Annotated in this window: 6 protein-coding genes; all 6 read right to left on the bottom strand. The window is 53.3% G+C overall.

What is annotated here, in order from left to right; translation table 11 throughout:
- Window positions 1-27: 27 nt before the first annotated feature.
- The 6 genes from ACJJIF_RS07450 to ACJJIF_RS07475 all read right to left on the bottom strand — a co-directional run bounded on the left by ACJJIF_RS07450 (window position 28) and on the right by ACJJIF_RS07475 (window position 21,782).
- A complete protein-coding gene (locus tag ACJJIF_RS07450) occupies window positions 28-5,220 on the bottom strand; it encodes an OmpA family protein (RefSeq protein ID WP_444931593.1) in 5,193 nt (1,730 codons plus the stop codon).
- Window positions 5,220-18,254 (bottom strand): isopeptide-forming domain-containing fimbrial protein, encoded by a 13,035-nt coding sequence (locus ACJJIF_RS07455; RefSeq protein ID WP_444931594.1) that lies wholly within the window; start codon window positions 18,252-18,254, stop codon window positions 5,220-5,222. Before ACJJIF_RS07455 ends, ACJJIF_RS07450 begins: the two co-directional genes overlap by 1 nt.
- 293 nt (window positions 18,255-18,547) lie before the next feature.
- Complete coding sequence (locus tag ACJJIF_RS07460; RefSeq protein ID WP_444931595.1) at window positions 18,548-19,927, bottom strand: AgmX/PglI C-terminal domain-containing protein; 1,380 nt, start codon at window positions 19,925-19,927, stop codon at window positions 18,548-18,550.
- A 9-nt stretch (window positions 19,928-19,936) separates the two neighbouring features.
- Entirely contained in the window at window positions 19,937-20,470 is a 534-nt protein-coding gene (locus ACJJIF_RS07465) for an ExbD/TolR family protein (protein WP_444931596.1), read from the bottom strand.
- Window positions 20,467-21,051: an ExbD/TolR family protein gene (locus ACJJIF_RS07470; RefSeq protein WP_444931597.1), complete on the bottom strand. Its 585-nt coding sequence runs from the start codon at window positions 21,049-21,051 to the stop codon at window positions 20,467-20,469. The genes ACJJIF_RS07465 and ACJJIF_RS07470 overlap by 4 nt, the downstream gene beginning before the upstream one ends.
- The gene (locus tag ACJJIF_RS07475; RefSeq protein ID WP_444931598.1) at window positions 21,051-21,782 is read right to left on the bottom strand and encodes a MotA/TolQ/ExbB proton channel family protein; all 732 of its coding nucleotides are present in this window, start codon (window positions 21,780-21,782) and stop codon (window positions 21,051-21,053) included. The genes ACJJIF_RS07470 and ACJJIF_RS07475 overlap by 1 nt, the downstream gene beginning before the upstream one ends.
- Between the last annotated feature and the right edge of the window lie 18 nt (window positions 21,783-21,800).

Below are 21,800 nucleotides of genomic sequence, written 5' to 3' on the forward strand. Positions count from 1 at the left end.
AGGCCCGGCTAACGCCAGGCCCTAAACTCACAACTTGCCAATAATGTTAATAAACACCCCGTGACTGTCATAGTCCAGCTGGGTGAGATCATCAGAGAAGTCGGTAAAGTTGTAGCCCACCCCCAATTTAAGGTGATCGCCGACATGGCGATACAGACCAATCAGGGCGCCGCTCTTGCGGTCCTGAGCATCGGGGAGGTCCAGTAGGCGGGCCTCCAGGAGGAGGTCCCAGCGCTTGATAAAGTGCCAGTCGGCACGCACTACATAAAGGCTGGCACGGCTGTCAAAAAACTCTGGATCTTCCGTATCCATACTCAACTGGCCCAGACGATAGGCGTACTTGCCGCCCAAAGTCCACTGTCGGTTGAGATCGTAACTGGCATCTACGGAGAAGATATGGCTCTTCTGGATAAATTCAGTGGAGGTATTTTCAACCGTAACCTGATCCTGAGTCGGTACATTATAGAAGTAGGTGTACTTCATCAGGGTATTCAGGCGGTCATTATTTACCGGGCGATAAGCATAACCCATAACCGCTTCGGTAAACTTACCATCGTAGAATTCACCCTGTGAGCTTTTACTGTCGGAGTAGTTGAGCTTGCCCACCAGGCGCCAGTCTGGGGTAAACTGGTAATTGAAAGTATTTTTTAATAACCAGGTATCGCGTTCAGTTTCCGATACCGTATTGTCATCCGATACAGTTTCCGTGATATCGGTGCGGTATTCCAGCGCTGATGAAATGCGTATAGCATCCACACCATAGCCCATATTAAAGCCCAGCGCATTGCGCTCAGTTTTGGCCCCGGTATCTGGGTCTTCCAGTGTGCCCGCTTCCAAAGTGGTGCCATAGGTCCAGCGGTCATTGGGAGCCAAGTCCATACCCAGGGCATGGGTCAAACCGGTGGAAACGTCACCGTGGCTGTAGCGCTCTTCACCGTAGATATTTAGCGTGTCGGAATAGCGGCTGCGGAAACCGGTACTCATATTGCCCTTGCGTGCGCGCACACCGGTATCGCTGCGCTCATTGTCCAGGGCGTAATTCATATAGAGACTGGTTCTGTCGGTTACCAGGAAATCCGTACCCAGGCGGGCAGCTGTACCGGTATCACCGCCAGAAACCTCACTGTCCATGGTCAAACGGTCACTCACCCGATAAGCGCCACCAAAACCAATGCGGTTGTTCTCTTCGCGAGTGCCCGTCACCTCCATCGTATTCTGGACAAAACCAAAGGCGCTCCAGCTTTCGCCGGAGTCATAGCTGGCTTCCACAGCGATATCCGTACGATCCCCTTCGGTCTGGGTGGCAGCGACAACTTCGGACTCATCCTCACGACTGTCATTGCGAACTGCGGAAGTAAGGCGCCAGTGATCATTGATACGGTAGCCGAGCATCAAGTCCATGGCATTGGTTTGCAGCCCATCCTCCTCCTCTTTGCTATCAGCTTTGATCCTTACATCAAAACTCTCGCCAATCGGTAGGTTAACGCCGCCGCCGTACTGGAGGGTATCGCCATCCGCGTACTGGCCGGGAGCGGAAAAACCGGCTTCGCGTTCCTGATGGTAGAAGTTACCAGAGCCGCGCAAGCTGTCGAAGAAATCTCCCAGCTGTACAACGCCTTCCACCTTGGTGGCACTGGCAGCAACGGTTGAATCCAGGCTTTCATCATCGAAGGTATAGCCACCATCCAGGGAGCTGACACTATCGAGGCTACTGCCCTCGCTATCGGCCATTTCAATTTTCAGCCAACTGCTGGCGCTTTTACGCAGAGTCAGGTCGATGCCCTGTAGCGAACTTTCATTGTCATCTTCATCCTGCTGAATACTGCTGAAACCGAATTTGACATGATCGCCCAGCCAGTAGTGAGCGCGACCACCAACAGCCAGGGTATCCATCTCTTCAAAGCCGGGAGTGTATTCGTAGCGCGCTACCAGGTACTGGGGATTGCCGTTATACGCCCCATCTTCAATTAATAGCTCGTCATTGGCCAGGGACGACAGCGGGCTGTTAAGCAGGATACGCCCTTGAATATAGTCAATATCGTAATCAACTACGGCGGTGAGGGTCTTAACTGCGAGTACCAGTCCGGAATCTTTATCCCGAACCTCCACCCGTAAACTCTCCGAGCCGCTGGAAATATCCTGGTGGCGGAGGTAATACAGGGAACCGCCGGTTCCACGATATTCATCGCGCCCGGCAATAGTGCCAGGCTCTGCTCCAAAAGCATCTATTTGAAAGCGTTTCTCACCAAAGCTGGTCATCCCGTCGGTTTCAAAGTGACCGCTAGCGCCGTACAGCGTCCGGTCAATTTGGGCCAGCTCATTGTCGGCGTAGTTTGCTTTGAAATTACCCCAGAGCCCGTAGTCATCGTACTTGGATAATTTTACGTAGAACTTACCCGATGTGGGCGCATCTTCGACTACGGTGGAATCATCGCCAAACGTCGGGTAGTACAAATCACTATCCAGACGGCGGAATAAGGCATCGGGGGATTTTTCCATAAAGTTGGAAAATAGATCCTCTACCGGCCCCTCTTCGGTATCCGCACTGGCTGACAGGCGCCAGCCTTCCCCGAAACCACCGTTAGTGTAAAACGCCAGGCGACCGTCGTAACTTACCGAGTTGTCATAATGGGTTTCATCGCCGGTAACCAGGGCTGCGGGGCCATTGGTTTTATCGTAACCAACGGTAAGATCAGCAATCCCTACGGTAAACCAGTCGCTTTTGGCAAAATCCAAATCCCGCAGGAAGAGTTCGCCATTGCCCTCGTCATCGAGAATCGCCACTTCCACCGTATGCATACCCGGTGCAAAAATTTGCTCGGCGATAAACTGGCCCTGTGTATCGACTGGGACTGGGTTACCCGCTAACCATACGGTATGTCCAGGCGGCACCTGGGCACCGTTGACCAGTACACTGTTGCCATCCAAGGGAATGTTCTGCTGTGCTAGGCGGTTTTCACCGTACCCCACCAACAGTTCCCTGCCGATATCTTCACTGTCTGAAGACTCTTCGACTTTATCCACCAGCCACAGGGTTTGTTCCCTGGTCTCGTCATAGCGACCCTTGCTGTCATAGGCTCGCAGTACGTAGTGCAGCTTTTTCAGCGGCGCCTGGAACTCAGAAAACTCTGCGCGCCACTCCCCTTTGCCAAAGTGATCCAGCGGCACAACGGCCAATGGCGTATCGCGCAGGGACTGGCCCTCTTCAAACAAGCGCACCTCTGCACTTTTAATAAAAGAGGGATAGTTGGTATAGCTACTGAAAAATACCCGGTTTTCGGCCAGGTCGGTATCCGGGTTATCCGTATAACGGATTGTATTGGGCCACGCCGTCACATTCAGGCGCGGCTGCATTTTTTTATTGTCGAAGCGGAATTGGATATTGGCTTCCTGCAAAGCCACATCGGTACAGCGCTGTAAGTCCGCCGAGTTTTTATAGGGATCGTATTCGGGACTGCCGTCGACGGTGATACGCATTAAGTTGAGCGCGTAGGGATTATTGGCCACGGCCTCGCGATTAATCCGCTCGATTTGCAGGCGATCACTTTCTGTGAGAATAGCCAGTTCATCGTATAGGACTTCGACTTCAACTCTGGCGCCGTCGCGCTGTTCAAATCCATTGCGCACTACATCATCAGATTGGACATAGCCGCGCCCCTCAAACTCCACCTGGGTGTCGTCGAGGTTTAGCAGTTCCTGTACCTGTGCCATAGCGCGCTGGGCGCGGGCACCGGACAAGCCCTGATCATCGCCGTAAACCATTGCTTCGCGGCGATCCATCCGCTGGTTATCGCTATAACCGATAAAGCTCAGGCGAACATTCGCCTTATTGGAGATTTCAGCCATGGCCGCACGTATTTGGGTCAGCTGTGCCTGGCTGATAATCGGGTCGCCGTTGTCAAAGCGAATCGGCGATAATTTTCCCCCGGCGGATTCATAGGCGATGGTGAGGGTTTCTGCTGCGGCCGCTTCCGGACAGGCCTGCACCGATTCGGTAGCGACCTCCAGTGGATCGTCATACCAAAATTCCACTTCTACCCGGCGATTGAGGGCGCGGCCCTTGGGGGTATCGTTGGCCGCTATTGGCTGACTGCCCCCTTTACCACTGCTGGTGACCATCGTCGCCGGTAAATTCAGTGCGGCACCCAGGGCCTGAGCGACACGGCGGGCTTCGCTATAGGATTGCTCTTGATAAGCCTTTTGTTGCGCTTCTGCACTTTCACTCACATCCAGAGGGCGGGCATCGGTATGGCCGATAAAGTGAATAACCAGATTGTTTTTATCCACCAGGTTCGATCGAACTTCGCGGATACGGCGAATAAAGGCTTCCGGTAATTCTGTTTGCCCGGCCCCCATTCGCAGTGGCGTCACCAGATTTCTAAGGCGTGCCCGCTGTTCGCTGCCCGCAGCGTAAGTCAGTCTACACACGGTTTCCTGGCGACACACCTTAACCCGGTTGAGCAACAGTGCCTCGGCACGGGCACGCTCCGCCATGGCTTTTTTATCCAGGGCGTCGTAGGTCACTTTCACCTGTATGCGGCGGTTCTCTTCGCGACCGGCGGTCGTAATATTATCCGCTATAGGCTCCAGATCCCCGCGCCCTTCAACAGCAATCATTTGCTCGGGCAGTTCGAGGGCCTCTTGCAGAAAGTCCGCCGCAAACTGCGCCCGCGCCAGGGTAAACTCCTCTTTACTGGCAAAATCCGCTAGCAGCTCTCCGCTGAGAGGATCGGAATCTGTGTGGCCGATAAAGTGCAATTTGAAATTGGGCGTCTCGCCCAGTTCATTCAAGCGCTGGCGCAGCAGTGCCACTGTTTGCGGAGAAATTTCATCCTCAACACCATGGAACAGAATGGGGTCGATAAAGTCTTCCACCACAATCGGGTCCAGCGGTGCGACAAATTGAGTCGCGTCCTGCACCCATTTATTAGTGGGCGCACGCAGCAGCATACCCTCGGTATTGCTGCCGATCGGTTGCTCCTCAAATTCTGTTTGAGTTTCACTCTCCTCAGAATTCAAGCCCGGAAGATTTTGCCAGACCTGCCACCAGCCCGGCTCAGCCACCTGCGTATCCGCCTCTTGGGCCTGGGCCGGAAGTGTCAACGCCAGCGCAATCGCAGTGGCGAGACGGCGATCCCGCCGGGAGAAAAGGCGGGGCGTCTTCGCCGCAGAACTTATCGAGCGGGCTCGCTGGACAATATTCCGTTTCGCAAAGGGCATTACTGCAATCCTCCTTTGCCGGGGGGCGCGCCACGGCGCCAGAAAACTTCAGTTTCAATGGTCAAATCATAGTCACCATTGCTGCCCTCCCAATCTCGGGCAACTTGATCCTTAATCGCCTGTAGGCGCTCTTCTACCAAGTCCGAGTCTTCGTTCTCTCCAAGATAGGCAAGGCGTAAAACAGAGGGGGCTTCACTAAGTTTGTCTAACAATAAATCCATTCGGGAATGCCATTGCGGGCGCAGTTCTGTTGTGCCCGGTTCAAATACCGCATCGGCAATATCCAAGCGCACCACCCGGTGCAAGCTGGCTCCAAAATTGAACTTGAGCATCTTGCCTCGGGTAGCTCGCAGCACACGCGGGTTTTCAGTGGTGAGACGATACCCGCTTGGCAAGCTGCGGTCGTCGAGCTTGAGCACAAAATTGGAACCCCGATCGCCATTCGGCACCACCGCACAGGTGATATGGAAGCGGCCGTGGGAGTCCGCTGTGGCATTCAGACCGGTGGCCGTCACTACTCGCGCACCGGGCAGACCGCCCTCACCCTCATCCTGGTAGCCATTCATATTTTTATCGTCAAACACTTTGCCGATAACATCGGTGCAGTCGAAGGTGGGATCGGGCACTACCCGCACCGTCGCAGAGGCTTCACCAGAGGCGGCCTGAGCCGAGAGCTGGTTGTATAGACGCGCGCGGTTGACATATTTGCCTTCGCCCACACCGGAACCCACAACCAGCAGCAGTTTCAATACGCGGGTCTCTTCCGCTTCCACTCGCAGATCCGACCAGCTCAGCTGCAAACCTTCGCTGTCCGGCTCCGCCGCCTCGCCATCGAGGCGCGCTGATCCCGCCACGTACTTGAAGCCTGCGGGGAAGTAATCCACCAGCTGTATATCGGTTAGCGGTATCGGCAGTGTATTGCCAAAGGTAATGGTATAGGGCACCAGCTGGCTGCGGGTTACGTTGAGCATGGCCGCAGTTTTGGTGATGGAGAGCGCGCCCTCCAGCTCCGGGTCCATGGCGATATGGTTATTAAACAGCTGGCTTTCCCCTGGAATCTGGCCGTCATCCAAGGTCATGCGCAGGTAGTAATCCGTTGCCGCATCCCGTGCCTCCACGTCCAGGGAGGGGTGAGCGGACGACTCCTGTACCTCACAGTGGTTGGCCGTAGCGGTAACCATATCCGCGTTGCTGCCCAGGCAGCCAGCCACATCAAAACCGGCGGTTTCGCTGTTAGTCTGTGCAGGAATTACCTGTGATTCTCCCCCCACATAATCCTCATCGCCGATATCTACCTGGATCAGGTAATCCACATTGGACGGACAGGCCGCATCGCTGAAGTTGATATCGAATTTGTAGTAGCCGCCGGACTGGGTTACCTGCCCCTGCTGCGTTTCATCATCAAAACAGCGCGCCGGAAGCTCCTGACCAGAACTCACCCGCAACATAGTGAGCGTGGCGCCCTCAATGGCGGAGCGGCTTACAGAGTCGTAGACCACACCATTGGGCGTCAGTGGTAAATTCAGATTTTGCGGGTTTGCTCCCGAGTCTACGTAGATTTCACTAATCGATTGCGGACCGCTGGTGAAATCAGAAACGGTATTCCCCAGGGAGGCCGTATTTTCCGTGGCATCCGGTGCGGTGTAGCGCATCTCGTAGCTGAGGCCACCATAACTGTTGGGCACCAATCCCTGGAACTGGAAGTAGCCATTTTCATCAGACTGAACCGTTTCCATCAGTTCATCATTGAAATACAGGTCTACAGCCCAGTTAAGCAATAGGCGTTCATCCGTATCCAGGGCATCGTTGAAATTTACATCGTGCCACAGATAACCGGCCAGGTTAGCGATACCGGGAGTACCGCCAACATCGATGGCAACGCTGGCCTGGCTGCTGGAAACCGGATCATTCCACTGCACTTCTGCGGTGTTCACTACGGTAAAACCGTAATCCAGGTTTTCTGACATCTGCGCCTGGAAACGCAGAGTAACCACCTCTCCCGGCTCCAAATCGCCGTAGGTCGTGGCGTAGTCCGCAGTGATCAGCGTATCGGCTACGGTTACACCGTCGGCCTGCCCGTTGAGCAGGGCCGAATCGGCAACATAGGTGAGAACCCCATCCCCGGCAACGGCCAGATCATCGATGATCTCAATATCAGTTGCCGGAACACCGCTGATATTCTCAACAGTTACCAGGTACTCCAATAGCGCACCCGCCTCTGCGGCACCACCGCCGACAACGGCAACTTCTTTCACAATGGACAACAGTTGTGCATCGCCCACAACAACGTCCGTTGGCTGGGCGCCATTGGCCGGGTTGCCGTCGGCATCAGTTAGAGTGAGTGCCAACTCATCCGCCTCGACACTGCCCTGGTTGCTAATCACCGTACCTGTCGCGGTGCCCGCATTCACCATCACTTCAAACGTCACAGTGGCAGTTTGACCCGAGGTAATAACACCCTCATTAGCGCCCGGTAACGGCGGTGTCAGATCATCGGATGACACTGGCAAGGCGGTATCCAGTTGTGAATTACCACCGCCGTTATCCGCCACCGCTGCCCCATTTAATGTGGTGGTGCCGGCAACATAGGTGGTGTCATCTGGCAGCTGGTCGGTAAGCGCCACTTCCAGCGCGTCTACGCCCCCCATATTGGTAATAGCGATGGTATAGCGAAGTACATCGCCGGGATCGACAATCCCTGCGGAGGCGTAGTCTTCGGCAATTTCCACCGTCTTATGGGCAATTAACAGAGGCACATCACCGACGATATCGATCGTGGGGTCATCGGGGGTATCGGTATTCGGGTCATCGGAAGGTACTTCAGCAAAAGTACCACTACCCGCACCCTCGCCATTGACGAATGCCTGGTTCGAAATCACGGTGCCGTCATTAACGTCATTAATGGTGACATCAAAGGTAATTACCGCTACTGAAACACCATTGGCACTGGCACCGATAAAACCATCGGCTTCGCCATCACTATTTACACTCATCCCCGCAGCCAGCGGAGAGCTACCACTGATATCGGATAATGTAGAGCCATTCAGGGTGGTAGAGCCGCTGACATAAGTCGTGTTCGCGGGGATCTGATCCAATATCAGGGAATTGATCGCGTTCTCATTACCCGCGTTCTCCACGGTAATGGTGTATCGCAGGGTATCTCCTACCATCAGCAAATCGGCATCATCGGTCATATCTGCCGAGGTTTTTTCTACGATCAGTGACGGCTCCGACTCAATCAGTACTTCGGTGGGATCTTCATCCCCCGCAGTATCCGGATCATCGATGCCATTGATATTGGGATCGTCACTGTCTTGTAGCAGTTGTCCGGGAAGCTGAATCTGAGCCTGGTTCAAGACTTGGGTTCCACTGTCAATAACAGCGGCCAGGGTCACTTCATAAATAATCTGAATGGAATCACCGGTGCTGCCACTCGCGCTCAGATCCAGATTGTTAACTTGCAGATAACCACTATTCCAGGTCCCAGCAGAGGGATCGGTAGCACTGCTATCACTGCCTGTCGGTGTACTCAGCAACTGCAAACTACCCGATTCAAACAGCGCCGAATTATTTAATCGGCCCAGATCATCGCTGACTTCAACTCCGCTCACATCAACACCGCTCGTATTGGTCAGAGTCAGCGTGTAACGTAAAACTTCTGTGGGACTGGCGGCGGTGGCCGGATTTTCTCCACGGCTGATATTTTCTACAGCCTTGTAGAAAGTTACTGTCGGCACAGAGGCGCTAACCGAATAAGCGTCCTCATGATCCAGTAGCGCAGGCGTACCATCGGTGGGCGCCGCACGGGTGTACTGGCGAACTTCGCTGAGGCTGCTATCCCAGCTATGCCACTGGGTAACGGCGGCGATATTCGTCAGCGTATCACCATCGACCGTATCGCTATCCAAATAGGCGTCGTAGCCAATCAGCAGGTGGTAATCCGCATCCAGCATCGCCGCTGCGCCAAGGGTGGTAATTGTGAGAGTACAAGTCGCACTATCGAATACCCCATTAAAATCTGAACCCTCTGTCAGGGTGGCCATGGTGGTGCCGGCGCCATCGGTAATTTGCGCGGTAAAATTGGCCGGGGCAGTTTCACACATACCACCGGGATTATTATCCGGCAAAATATCGGTAACACTGATATCCCAGGCCGGGCCCGTACCGGTATTGTGCAAATCTAAAGTAAAGGTACCGCCAATACCGGACTGTACGCTGGTCGGGCCAGATTTAGTCAGGGTAATCGCTGTGGGTTCTACAACGTCCATATCTGCGGTTGTGTTGCCACTACCGGCACCCTGCCCTGAAGAGGCATTGTCGTTGTCGTAGTTGTAGCTATAGCTGGCACTGGTGGCAAAATTCAAGCCGTCCACATTGGGCGGATCTATATCCAGCAGGCGCAGGGTTACATCAATAACGACCTGCTCGCCGGCCGGCACATCTATTCCAGAAGTGCTATCGGCAATACTGAGACTGGTAGAGCTGCCGTTATTTTCCGGTGTGAAAGATGCACTGCCAGATACTTTACTGGCACTGACAAATTCCAGGTCGGCGGCAGACGCAGTCAGATCCATCAACACGGTGACATCGTGGAGCGCGGTGGTTTGCACCGTTTCCGGGATGGTAATGCGATAGTTAAACGGCTCGCCAATAGAGGCTGTCAACTGGGTCACTTCGATCGACAGCGGCGCGGCATTGGGAGTATTAAACTGGACGCTGACCGGAGCAGTCGGTCCATAATCCTCACGCATATCCTCAGTAACCGCCACTGAATTGAGTGACGGCAAATCGTCATCGTCGAGAGAGTAATAAACCTCAACATAAGCCGCATTCTGCAAGCTGAGCCCGGCACCTAAGTTAGAGTCAGCCTCAACGCGATAAACCATCTCCAGGGATTCGCCCGCATTGATTGCATAGCCGGTACCTACGGCAAAATCCCATACGGCTTCACCGGTACTGCTATCAAACGTGGGCGCAACTGCTGTCGCAGTGGCACTATTTACAGAAAGGGATTGGACACTGACGCCCCCTTGACGCAAGCCCAGGGGAATCACATCGCGGAATACCGAATCGTAGGCCGGTGAAGAACCGTTATTAGTTATTGTAACGGTGTATTCAATCGTATCGCCGGCGGCAAGGGTACTGCCATCTGCGGGGTTTGCGCTTATGGCTACGGAGAGATCCGGCTGCAACAGATCAAGTGCTTCACTATCACTGCGGGTCTCAGCTCCGGTGGCAGCATCAAAACCAAACTCTGCGGTATTGGTCAGTGCGGTATTAGTGGCCGGCCAGGGATGAGTGTCCTCATTGAGAACCCGCACCAGGTAGCGCAGCACAAATTCATCGTTGCCGATATCGTTATCTGCCGTATTGACTAGGTCGGGAATACTCCAGGTGAGCGTGGTGGCCCCCGTAGCGGGATCACCAGACTGTACCGGCTCGGCAATATCACTGTGGGTAAAGGGGGCCGCAGCAGCAAATGGTGCAGAGGTCTCACCATTAATTGAGAGCGTACTGACAAACACCATTCCCTGGGGCAGGGTATCGACAATAAGCCCATTGGAGGCCGTGCCCTCTGGCAGGGACAGGGTAATCTGGTATTCGACCAAATCCCCCACTCGCAACTGCTCATCAGCACTAACGTAGCTATCGTCCAAGCGAATTTTGCTGATTGTACTGTCGTTAGCGGCGTCCACCTGGGCGACGATATTTTCCAGCCAATAATCGTTCAGGCCACCGCTGCCATCGGCACCGTTACGCTCATAAACACTACTGTTATCTTCATTGAGGCTGGTCCACTCCACGCTGGCCGTTGCGGACAGTGTCGCTGCCGGCTGCACGCTGTCGAGTACAACCGCGTCGAAGACCAGTGCACTGCCAGCACCTGCGGCGATATCCAGATCGCTGTTAGCCCGCTCCCACAGCAGGGTTTGCGCTGCGCTAATTCCATCGCCAGTCACGCTGGGGTCCGCCTGGGAAATGCCGGCAAAGGTCACAGTGCCCGGAACAAATTCAATCCCCAAAGACAGCACTTCATTAACTGACAAGTCGTAGGCCGCAGAGTTTTCTGCATTACCCGCAGCACTGAGGTCCAGGGTAAAACGCAGTATATCGCCCGCATCCGGGTCGCTGCCGGGATTGGTTTGGTTGGCAACAGAGGCAATTGCGCTTATTTCCGGCTCGACAATAGTGAGTGTCGCCGCAGTGCCGCTACCGCCAGACTGTGACGCAGCGCCATCAGTGGCTGCGTAAATATAGCTCACTTCATTGTCAAAGCTGTGGCCAGCCTGGGCCGTGGCATTGTTAGCTACCCGGGCGCGAACTTCAAAAATCGCTACGGTACCCGCTGGAATAATATCAATGGCCAAGTCGATATTATTGCCGCTGGTATTATCGGTGTAGCTAAGCCCGTTAATTTCCTGTAGTTGCACCAGCTCCAGACTGGAATCCAACACATCGGAAATTGCAATATCGTAAATGGCCGAGGTGGTACTGCTACCGGGTACCTGTATTTGGTATACAACCTCATCGCCGACAGCCGCAGTAGATGCGCTCTGTAAGGTTTTCTGCGGAGCCGTCACACTGGTGGCCGCAGTGCCCATAGGATAGGGCGTGCCCAGGGTAACTGCCGAATACTGTTCGCCGTCACTCGCTTCCAGCGACCAGAATTCATCGACCGTAAAGGTATTAACCCAGCTTTCGCCGCCACTAATATCCGTATAGAAACCAATTTCATAGCTGATTTCCAGACAAGTGCCCGCCTCTACCGGCACCAGGAAATCGAAGCCCATATCATCACCGCGCGCTGCGGGGGCGCTATAGGTGTAATCTGTTCCCTGCGCCAGCGCAGTTCCGTCCAGGCTCACCTGGAGGTTGGCAATAGAGCCCTCGTCCATCTGCGTCGCCAAGTCATCGGTCAGCGACAGGTTATAGGCGGGGGCAAGGCCCGAGTTACAGGCTTGCAGGGTAAACTGCATGGTATCGTTGGCCGGGTCCACATTCATATGGGAGCCAGGCCAAGTGGCATCGGTCTTGGTGAGACTGTCGATAACCGGTTGCAGCACGGTAATGTCGGCACTGTCCCGCAAGGTACTGGCGGCACCGGTGTAACTCAGCTGGGCCGTATTGGTCAGGGTTGCCGTAGGCGCGCTGATTCCCGCCGCCGCTACCACCTTAGCCGTGTACTCAATAACAAAATTATTGGTATTGCCGAAATTACTGCTGATATCCCCGAGGCTCCAGGAGACCGTACCAGTGTCACCGGCAGTGGGAACTGCAATAGCGGAATAGGTAAAATCATTCAGACTGTCGTCGTAGGGAGCCGCAGTGTCCCCGTTTACGCTGACAATAGTGTCAAACTCCAAACCACTGGGCAGCGCATCATCAATGGTGACTGCCGGTGTGGTTCCCGCCTGCAAATTTAGAACAAGCTGGTAAGTGACCGTATCACCAACACGCAAAGTGCCCACTGCCGTTGCAGTATCCGTATCGGCAATTACTGTTTTTGCAATACTGGTATTATCCACTGTATCGATGCTGGCCTGTGCGGGGCCAACACAGTAATCGTCAGGTGCAGAAATACTGGGACACCCAGCACCGTCGCGCTCATAAGCCTGATCATTGATACTGCTATCATCCAGGGAGGTCCAGTCCAGCATCACACTGTTGCTGATGGGCGAACCAAAAACACCGGTAACTTGAGTGCGGTAGGTGAGCACCAGTGTTTGGCCCAGCTCCAAATCCAGGCTGTTATCGCTGTTATCCCGCCCCCATACCAGTGGGCCCGTTGGGGCCGCTGCCGGTGTGGCGACAAAAGCGGATACTGCGCTGCCATCTATTGCTGCGGTAGGGGTAAAACTGCTGTCGAAGGTCAATTCGGCAGGCAGGGTGTCGACCAAATTCAGCTCATAGGCTGCGGCAGTGGAGCCGGAATCGTGCTCCACGGTAATAACGTATTCCAGTACATCGCCACCCACCGGCAGGTTGCCCGGATTGGTGGCATTGCTCACCGCCTTGCTAATTGCCAGTAGCGGCTCTACGACCGTTACACTGGCGGTGCTGTCGTTGATATTTTCCGTGCTGCCGGTTTCCCCATTGCTGTATGTCAGCGCAGCACTATTCTGACGGTTGTCACCATCATTAGTGGCGAGATCATTTTCGATACGCGCAAAATAGGTAATCCGAATCAGCGGGGTAATCGCACTTCCGGCAGTGTCATTTTCACTGGTGGTATCGACGCTGCCGATATCCCAAGTGGCATTTCCGGCAGTGTTATCTCCCGGGAAACTGTTAAAGGCGGATTCAGAGGGTGTACTGCCATTGATTGTTTCGATACCGATAAAATCATAAGTGATATCGTAATCGGTATTGTGAGAGAGCACATAACCTTCGGGACTACCCAGCTGATCAGTGATAACTACATTCTCACTGATACCTTCCGGCAGACTGATTTCCAGCTGGAATTCTTTATGGGCACCAATGGTGGGAATTACTGCGGTATCCAGATCTGTTTTAGTCAGTTCTAATGCCGGGACTTCGGTCTGGGCACTGGCAGTGGTTTCATAGTCGTTAATGGGGTCGCCACTATTAGGCAGAACACCAATGCGCATGCCGTCAGCAGCGCCATCGATGCCAATAGTATTGCTACTGTTAAGGGCAGTATTTGTACCCGGCAGGGATTGCCAGCGGGCTTCAACGGTATTATCCAGAATTTCATGGGGCTCAACGCCCTGCTCTACCTGGACTTCAAAAGTAAACGTTTTTGTATCGCCAACGGCAATGGTGTAATCGCTATTGCTGCGATTCCAGCTAAAGATGGGCGCATTGCTACCGACCGTAGTGACATCGATATTATTGGGGGGATCATTGCCGCCCACATTGCCCAGGTAAATCAGGTTACTGCCGGTAAGATCGTCGAGCACCTGCAAGTTGTAGGCATCGGCACTGCCAATATTTTCCGCGCTAACCGTCACCGTGAGAATATCGTCGGCATCACTATTGGTAACAGCAAAGGATTTTGTCAGCTGTATTTGCGGTTCCAGTACCGTAATTTCATGTGCATCAAAGGGGACCGCTACAGAGGTCCCAGACTCATCCACATAGGTAACTTGCGCAGTGGTATAGCTACCACCGTTGCCCAGCACATCGCCATCATTGGTATTGCTGCTGTTCTCAATACGGGCGATAAACTCTACCGGAAAATCAAATAAGCTACCGGAAACCGTGGTGAGTTCCTGATCGCCAAAATCCCACTCCACATAATCCGCAGTGCCCGTGCTGGTACAGGTAGCACTAAAAGTACCACCCGGTACAAAGCCAGCATCATCATAGGGGGAGGCGCTTAAATCGATCGTTTCCCCTTCAATACAGCGCATACCCGCCGGCAGTTCATCACGAATCACAAAATTCCGCAGTTTCGCCGCCGGGATTTGTGCCGTCAGTTCATAGCGCACCTCTTCGCCGACAACTGCGGTATCGCTGCTAGTGCCACTGGCAGTGCCATTGGAAAATTCAAGGGCCTCTTTCGGCTCTGCCTGTACCTCAATAATCTGCATCTGCGCCTGGGCACTGTCAGACTGGTAGTGACGCGCACGCCCCTCTGCGGGGGTGCCATCACCCACACCATCATTGTCCGAGTCACTGTCAATTGGCAGAACCGTCTGATTGCCAGAATCACCTTCCAAACTGTCGTAGCGGGCGAAGAAAGTATTGGTAAACAGCTGCAAAGGGGCCACGGACTGGTGTGGCTTCACACGGTAGTACAGGGTGACGGAATCACCGGGATTAATTCGCTCAAGTGCGCTGGAGTGCTCATAGGAAAAGGTGATAAAAGCGGGGGTGCCACCATCACTACAGTGGCTCGCTTCCGAGTAATTATTTGCACCCGAGCTAGTCCCCACCCAGCCATCATCACCACTAATAGTTTCCGAACTGCCATCGGCATCGTTATCCAGACTGTCGGAGTCCATGGCCTGTACACACATCTGGCCGGAGGCATCCAGGGTATCGGTTACCACAATATCGTAGGCGGGAGCGCGATCAACGCCACTATCTGCTGCCCGGTTGGTGACTGTCAGGCGGAAGATATAGGTCTGGTCGCGGTGCCCTTCATTCGTAAAATCAACAAAGTTGCTACAGCTTGTTCCTATGCCGTACAGATTTTCATTACAGACTTTTTTGTCGACTTCTATTGAGGGTTCAGTAACCGTCACCGATTCCGACCACTCAGTAATATCCGGGAAACCGGGGACCGTGGTTGCAACACCATCAATATTGGTGAGCGTGCCGCTGGTGTTGTAGTTGTCTACGATAATGGTTTCCGTATCGAAAACCGCAGTAAACTGGGCGCGGGCATAGTCCGTGCTGTCATTCGCGTGTTGGTTCGGGTCGGTGCTTTCCGTATCCAGCGGATCATTGAGTAGACGGGTGGTCATATCCGCGAGGAACCAGCGATCTTTCTCGGTAATACTGGCTGTAATATCCCACTGTAAATCCGTTTCACTTAGCAGGTTGTTCAGGCCACCGCCCTCGACAATATCGCTGGAGGATATAGCCACACAATTTGCCTGGGAGGTGGGGTCGGGGAGACTGACATCGGAACAGTTTAATGAAGAGTCCGCAATATAGCCCTGGCCATCGGGAAGATCGTCGATCACATCGACATCTTTCACTTCAATCAAAGTGAATCCGGGCGTATCGAAGCCAAACCAGCCACCCGCTTGAATCTCAAAGCTACACTCCTCACCAATCAAAACACTGCTGTTGGGATAGACACTTTCACTGGTAAGCTCGTTACATTCGTCAGAACGCTCTTTAACTAGGTTAAAGCCCATCACCCGCGCGCGCATACCATCGAGGCTGTAGTTATTGGCCAGCTGTTGATTGGGGGTTGTATCCGTTAGGGAATCCGGGGTGGGAAAACTCAGCGCGGTGCCGTCGTACAGGGTGATTTCACCGACAACATCTGCGCGGAAAGTAAGGTCATCATCGCTGGCCGAGTGGTTTTTCTCTACCTCAAAAACCACGCGCTCTGTTGCACCGGGCCCTATTTCACCGCCCAGGTCACCGCTATCACAGAGATACACTGTGGAGGAACTTGGCAGATAATCCGGCTGATTCCAAAGCGGATGCTCAGGTACGCTGCCCAGGCTGGGACTTCCCAGTGCCGTACAGCTGCGGTCATTGGACAGAACCCTCATCGCCTCACCAAAGGTGATGTATACGGAGTAATCACTCGCGTCGTGGCCACCATTATTGGTGATATCCACCGTCAGCTCCGATGTACCACTGTCGCGCACAATATAAAGGGGGTGAACCGTACTCACATCCAGGTCTTCAGGATCGGGGGTAACCGATTGAGACTCTACTTGGGTTAGCGTGGTGCCTGTAGAACAGAAGTCCTCGTACTCGATCGTGAGAACGTTATCTGTCAGGGCGATATTGCTATTGGGGTCAGTATCTGTGGTGGTGGACTCTTCCTCTACATCCAGGTCCGCCTCCAAATCATAGAAATCCGGCTCGATCGTAACGATGCGGAAGCGAATTTGGATTTCATCGCCATGCCGCATCATATTCTCTTGGTCGGAATATACCGAGTGAACCGTACTACTCAATAAGCGGAATTCCGGTTCGTTATTATTCAGTGGATCAGAGTCCCACTGATTCCAGGTAGACCCCACACGCCATTCCAATGTATCGGCTTTGCCATCGTAGGTGGCGCTGTAGTTGGTACCACGGCTTTCCTGGGAAATTTCCGGAGTAAAAGTAGTATCAACCACATATTCGTCAGGCAAATCACTGACAAACTGAATATCTTTTACTGAGCCGCCAGTTTGGTTGTTGATGGTGATAGTTACGTAGCCAGCGGCACCCAGAGGTTGGTTCAGGTTGGTACCGGTTATCTCCTGGGTAATGGTCAAATCATCTTCTACAAGTGTGCGCATCTCAGCAATATCTGAACCTGGCCCACTGGTAGAGGAGGGACTAGAAATACCACCAACCCCCGTATCCCCATCAATTTCACAGCCCCACTGCACATCAGAAATAGTATTTTCGCCTTTACTACAGGAGCTATTTACCTTACCCACAAAAAAGATATCGTGGTATCCACCTGCCTCAACATCGGTATTATCTGGACCGCTTGCAAAATTACCGTCCAAGACAAAATTATTCTCTGTATTACTAGCAGAAATACAGCTGCTACCACCGGATGCAACGCCATTATCCTGGGCGACCGTAAGTGCTGAATTCAGGTTTGGGCAGGCATAGTTGATGTCCATATTGGGGTTGGTCATTACATCGTCAAAACGGACATCCTCCATATCAGCAGCACCCAAGTTGCTAATACGGACACGCCAGACCACATCATCGCCAATATTGCCATACACATTATTGGTAAAATTAGTTTGACCTGCATCGACATTTCGCCCGCGCTTATTGATCGATGGAAGAGGCTCATAGAGACTCAGGACCAAGCTGTCAGTATCTGTCGTGGTTGGATAACTGCAATAATCGAAGGTTGCGGTGGCATTTAAGGTGCGGTTATTGCCTACCAGCTCTTCTTCTTCGTCATCCCGGCTGCGCACATCAAAGGTAATAGTCAGGGTCGTATTTTCATCCCGCTCAGCGAGCGCTGACAAATCATTCTGATCCCAGGTGATAGTGGTGCCGCTAATGGTAGGCTCACTCAACACCGATCCAGAGCTCACTGACGTAGAGCCTGTTACATACTCAAGGCCGGACGAGCCCAAGTCCTCGCTAATAACGATATTCTGGATAGACTGAGTACCCGCCAGGCCGCTGTAAATGCTGGGCACATCGATTTCGATAGTTACTTGCCCATCACCACATAAAACACACCAGCTATCACTGGAGCGGTGACTGAGAATATCAAACCCTGTGGGGTCTTCGGTTAAAGAAGGACAGCTGGATTGAGCCGATGCCTGTGGTGCAGCTAGCAGGATCAGTACACAGACCAATAAAAATCCAATCATCACAGACTTGTAGGATTTTTGCTCAACTACTTCCGACTTCATTATCACTTAACAGCCGCCACTTTCTAATACAGGGATTTGGAGAAAGATCGGGCGTTTCCACCAGATACTCCACGGTGGGCGAACTTTAATTACAACCCCCTCTAGTAGCCGTGAAGCAAGTCATAATTAGCTAGCTAGACAGGAAAAATTTTGCAGGGATTGCCAAGTGGTTCTCAAGCAAGCGTGCAGAAGCTGAAATTTTCCACTATATGCACGAATAATGAGCGCGGAAAAATACTGGAAATTTAAGCGGTCGGAACCCACCAGCTGATGGGCTCCGACCGCCTAGCCACCTAGGTCGGCGGGAAGAAGTCAATTGGATAGAGAATGGTGATTGTCGGCACTCCGGCCTTCTCACCAAAGTTAAACCGTTTGACCCTGGCCACAATTTTTGTGTTCAGTGACGGTGAATCCACATCACTGGAATCTACACTAACGGCTGAAACCGATCCGTTGGGCTCAATAGTAATCTTCAACACCATCTTACCCTGTAGTGCGGGGTTGTTGCGCAACTCGCGATTGTAGATGCGGTACAAGGTGGCCTTGTAGCGGTCGAAAACAATCTGGATCTCCTCGTCTGTCCGCGACGGACCCGCTCCATCGCTAAGTGGACGATCCTCACCGGCAAAGTCACCTTCAGTACCGATAGCGCTTTCCACTCGTGCAAAAGCAATACCGCCGAGGTCCGAACCCGATCCGCCGACATTGCGACTCAGCTCCGCCGTATTGATACCGCCACTACCCGCAGTCGATGCCGCAGTGATCAGTGAGCGCTGACTACGATTTTCCTTCTTACCCGCTGTGCTCAGCTGAGTTTGCTGACCGAGACGGTTATCCAGATCATCCTGTATCAAGTCCTGGAAGTTATCCTTAAAGGCGAGAACACCAGAGCGCTCAGCTTTTTTGCGCGCCTGCTTTTTCTCTGCCTTGGAGGGTTTTGGATCCTGCTTGGCCACTTTTTGCTCAGGCTTCTTCTCCGGCTTTTTCTCCTCCTTCTTGGGCTTGGCCTTCTCCGGCTCCGGTGGCGGCTTGGGCTTGGTTTTCTTCTCAATAACCAGCTTGGCCAGGCGCTCCGGAATCTCCACTATTTGGGTCTCAGGCTGGGGCACCGTATACAGGGGAATCAAGTAGCCCAATAGTGCGGCGAAAAACAGCGAGATAAAAACACAGCGGCGAAAACGCTTTTCGTCCTCACCCTGCTTGTGCCACGGCATCACCATAGGGCGGAAGCTGGGCTGTTCGAATTCCCGCGTTATCTCGAACTCGAACTTTGATTCTTCCTCCTCACGGCGCAGTTCATCTGCGCGCTCATCCAGCGCAAAGATCTCTTCGTGACACTCGGCAATGCTACCCTGTAAAGCACTGCGCTCCCCGCGCAACTGCTCCAGCTGCTGATTGAAACTGCGCGTCGAGTGGCCGATCCGCTCAATAACTTGCGCAGAGGCATTCTCCCGATAATCTTCCGCCCAGAACATTTCTCCCGCGCCCGCTTCTTCAAGCTTGCGCAAGCGTTCAGAGATCTCGTCGAGCAACTGATACTTGGACCCCTGGTCCTGCAATTCAGCCAGCTTCTCTTCGATCCGGTGCCGCTCATCCTCGAGCAGCTGCATGCGATGGCGAACCGCTTCAAGCGCCTCGCCTACCGCCTGCTGTTGTTGAAGAAAATTACTCACAAACTTCCATTAACCCTGAGATGCTTTCTGAATAACCGCCAGTGAAACTTTGGTATAGCCAGCGTCTGTACAGCTGGACATCACCTTTTTCAGCAAACTGAACGGAATGCCTCTGTCCGCAAGAATATTGACCTCCGGTGGTTCTGGGTCCTGCCCACCCTCCGCTGCGCCCTCGGCCATATCTGCCGAGCCCACGCCAATTGCCTTGGCCAGCTCCGCCACCATGGCATCCTTGATGGCCGCAATAATGATCTCCTCACTCTCCAACACCTCTGCGGTGGCAATCACCGAGTTGGACTCCACCAGGATTTCATCATTGGTCACCATCAGGGTTACGGTTTCCCGGGGTTTGGTTTCCACAACGGAATCCGGCAAGGTAATCACCTTGGGGGGCTCCAGTGCTTCGTTGCTGGAGGTATTGGTCAGCAGGAAAAATACCAGGATCGTAAAAACATCCATCAGGGAGGTCAGGTTCATGCCTGAGGTTTTCTTGCGCTTATGGCTGCGCGCCATACGCTTCATGCGTCGGCTTTCATTTCTCACGGCGCATCTCCTATGGAAATATCAGGAAACAAAATCACCTTTTCCACGGCGTCTGGATCACTGGGATCACTCCCGGCAACCCGCACCTCAGCCCCGCGCACGCTATCCATAATGCCCACTAAATGCTCATAGGCGATGGTCGGCTCCATCAAGATGATAGAGTCGGTTTTATCTGGATAACTGGCCTTAACTTCCAATAAAAACTGCGTGAGCTTCTTGAGGTCGTACACTTCTGCTGTGGGCAGTACCGCGAGGGTCTCAGTCTGCTCAGCATCTGCGGCGAGGGGCGCCGGGGCACCCTCACCCTCTACTCCAACAGTCAGATTGGGGAAGCGCGCAATAACCTTCTCACCATCACTGATTTCCAGGGCCTGCTCGCGCACAACGACCTCTACAGTCACTGTGGGATCATCCGGCGCACCGCCGCCGGCACCACTCGGCATATTCAATTCGAGAATTGTCACCCGCGAAAATACCGCCGATACCAAGAGGAAAGGCACCAATACCACCATCAAATTCAAGAAGGCAGTGATATCCAGCTCAGGAGCTTCTTTATCCCGCCCGTGGCGCCGCCTTCTCATTACGCAGTTTCCGTTTGCTGTGCTACTGAATTGGTTTTTGCTCGCGCTGCTTTTTCACTGGAAGGCTTGGATTTTGTCGGCTCTACCTCAAAGCGGCGACGGGTTGCACCATCAATCAGGTTGGACGCTTTTACTGAAACCATCTCCAAACTGTCGATAATTTCACCGGTAAGCGAGTTCAGCAGTGCGTGGACGATCAGTAGCGGAATACCGGTCATCAGGCCGAAAGCGGTCGTGTTCATCGCCACAGAAATACTGGCGGAGAGCAGGTCTGCCTTTTCTGCCGGGTTGGCATTAGCCACTGCCGTAAAGGCTTCGATCAGACCCATAATGGTCCCCAGCAGCCCCAGCAAGGTGGCGATATTGGAGAACAAAGCCACGTAGGGGGTGCGCTTTTCCAACTGCGGAGTGATTTCCATCATGCTCTCTTCCATCGCGATTTCGATATCTTCACGACGGCGAACAGCCCCCTGTCGGGCCAGTCCCATAGACAGCAATTTGCCCACACTGGACTCATCTTCTTTTACCATCTCGCGGGCGCGATCGAAGTCGCCTGAAGACAGCACCGGCTGTAACTTGTCCCACATATTGCGATTGCTGCGGCGCTCTAAATGCAGGCGAATAAAACGTTCGATAGCCACAGCACCACCCAGTGCCGCAACCACGAGAATCGGGTACATAAAAGTACCGCCCGTCTGGAAAAACTCGATGACGTTATTGAAAAAGCCCATTACAAACCCTCTTGAGAA

This window comes from Microbulbifer regidiadema (SeqCode), from assembly GCF_052467605.1.

Bases quoted from the DNA above. Each gene is read 5' to 3' on its own strand.
- ACJJIF_RS07470 (WP_444931597.1), bottom strand. From the start codon at position 21,051: ATGAGAAGGCGGCGCCACGGGCGGGATAAAGAAGCTCCTGAGCTGGAT.
- ACJJIF_RS07475 (WP_444931598.1), bottom strand. From the start codon at position 21,782: ATGGGCTTTTTCAATAACGTCATCGAGTTTTTCCAGACGGGCGGTACT.
- ACJJIF_RS07450 (WP_444931593.1), bottom strand. From the start codon at position 5,220: ATGCCCTTTGCGAAACGGAATATTGTCCAGCGAGCCCGCTCGATAAGT.
- ACJJIF_RS07455 (WP_444931594.1), bottom strand. From the start codon at position 18,254: ATGAAGTCGGAAGTAGTTGAGCAAAAATCCTACAAGTCTGTGATGATT.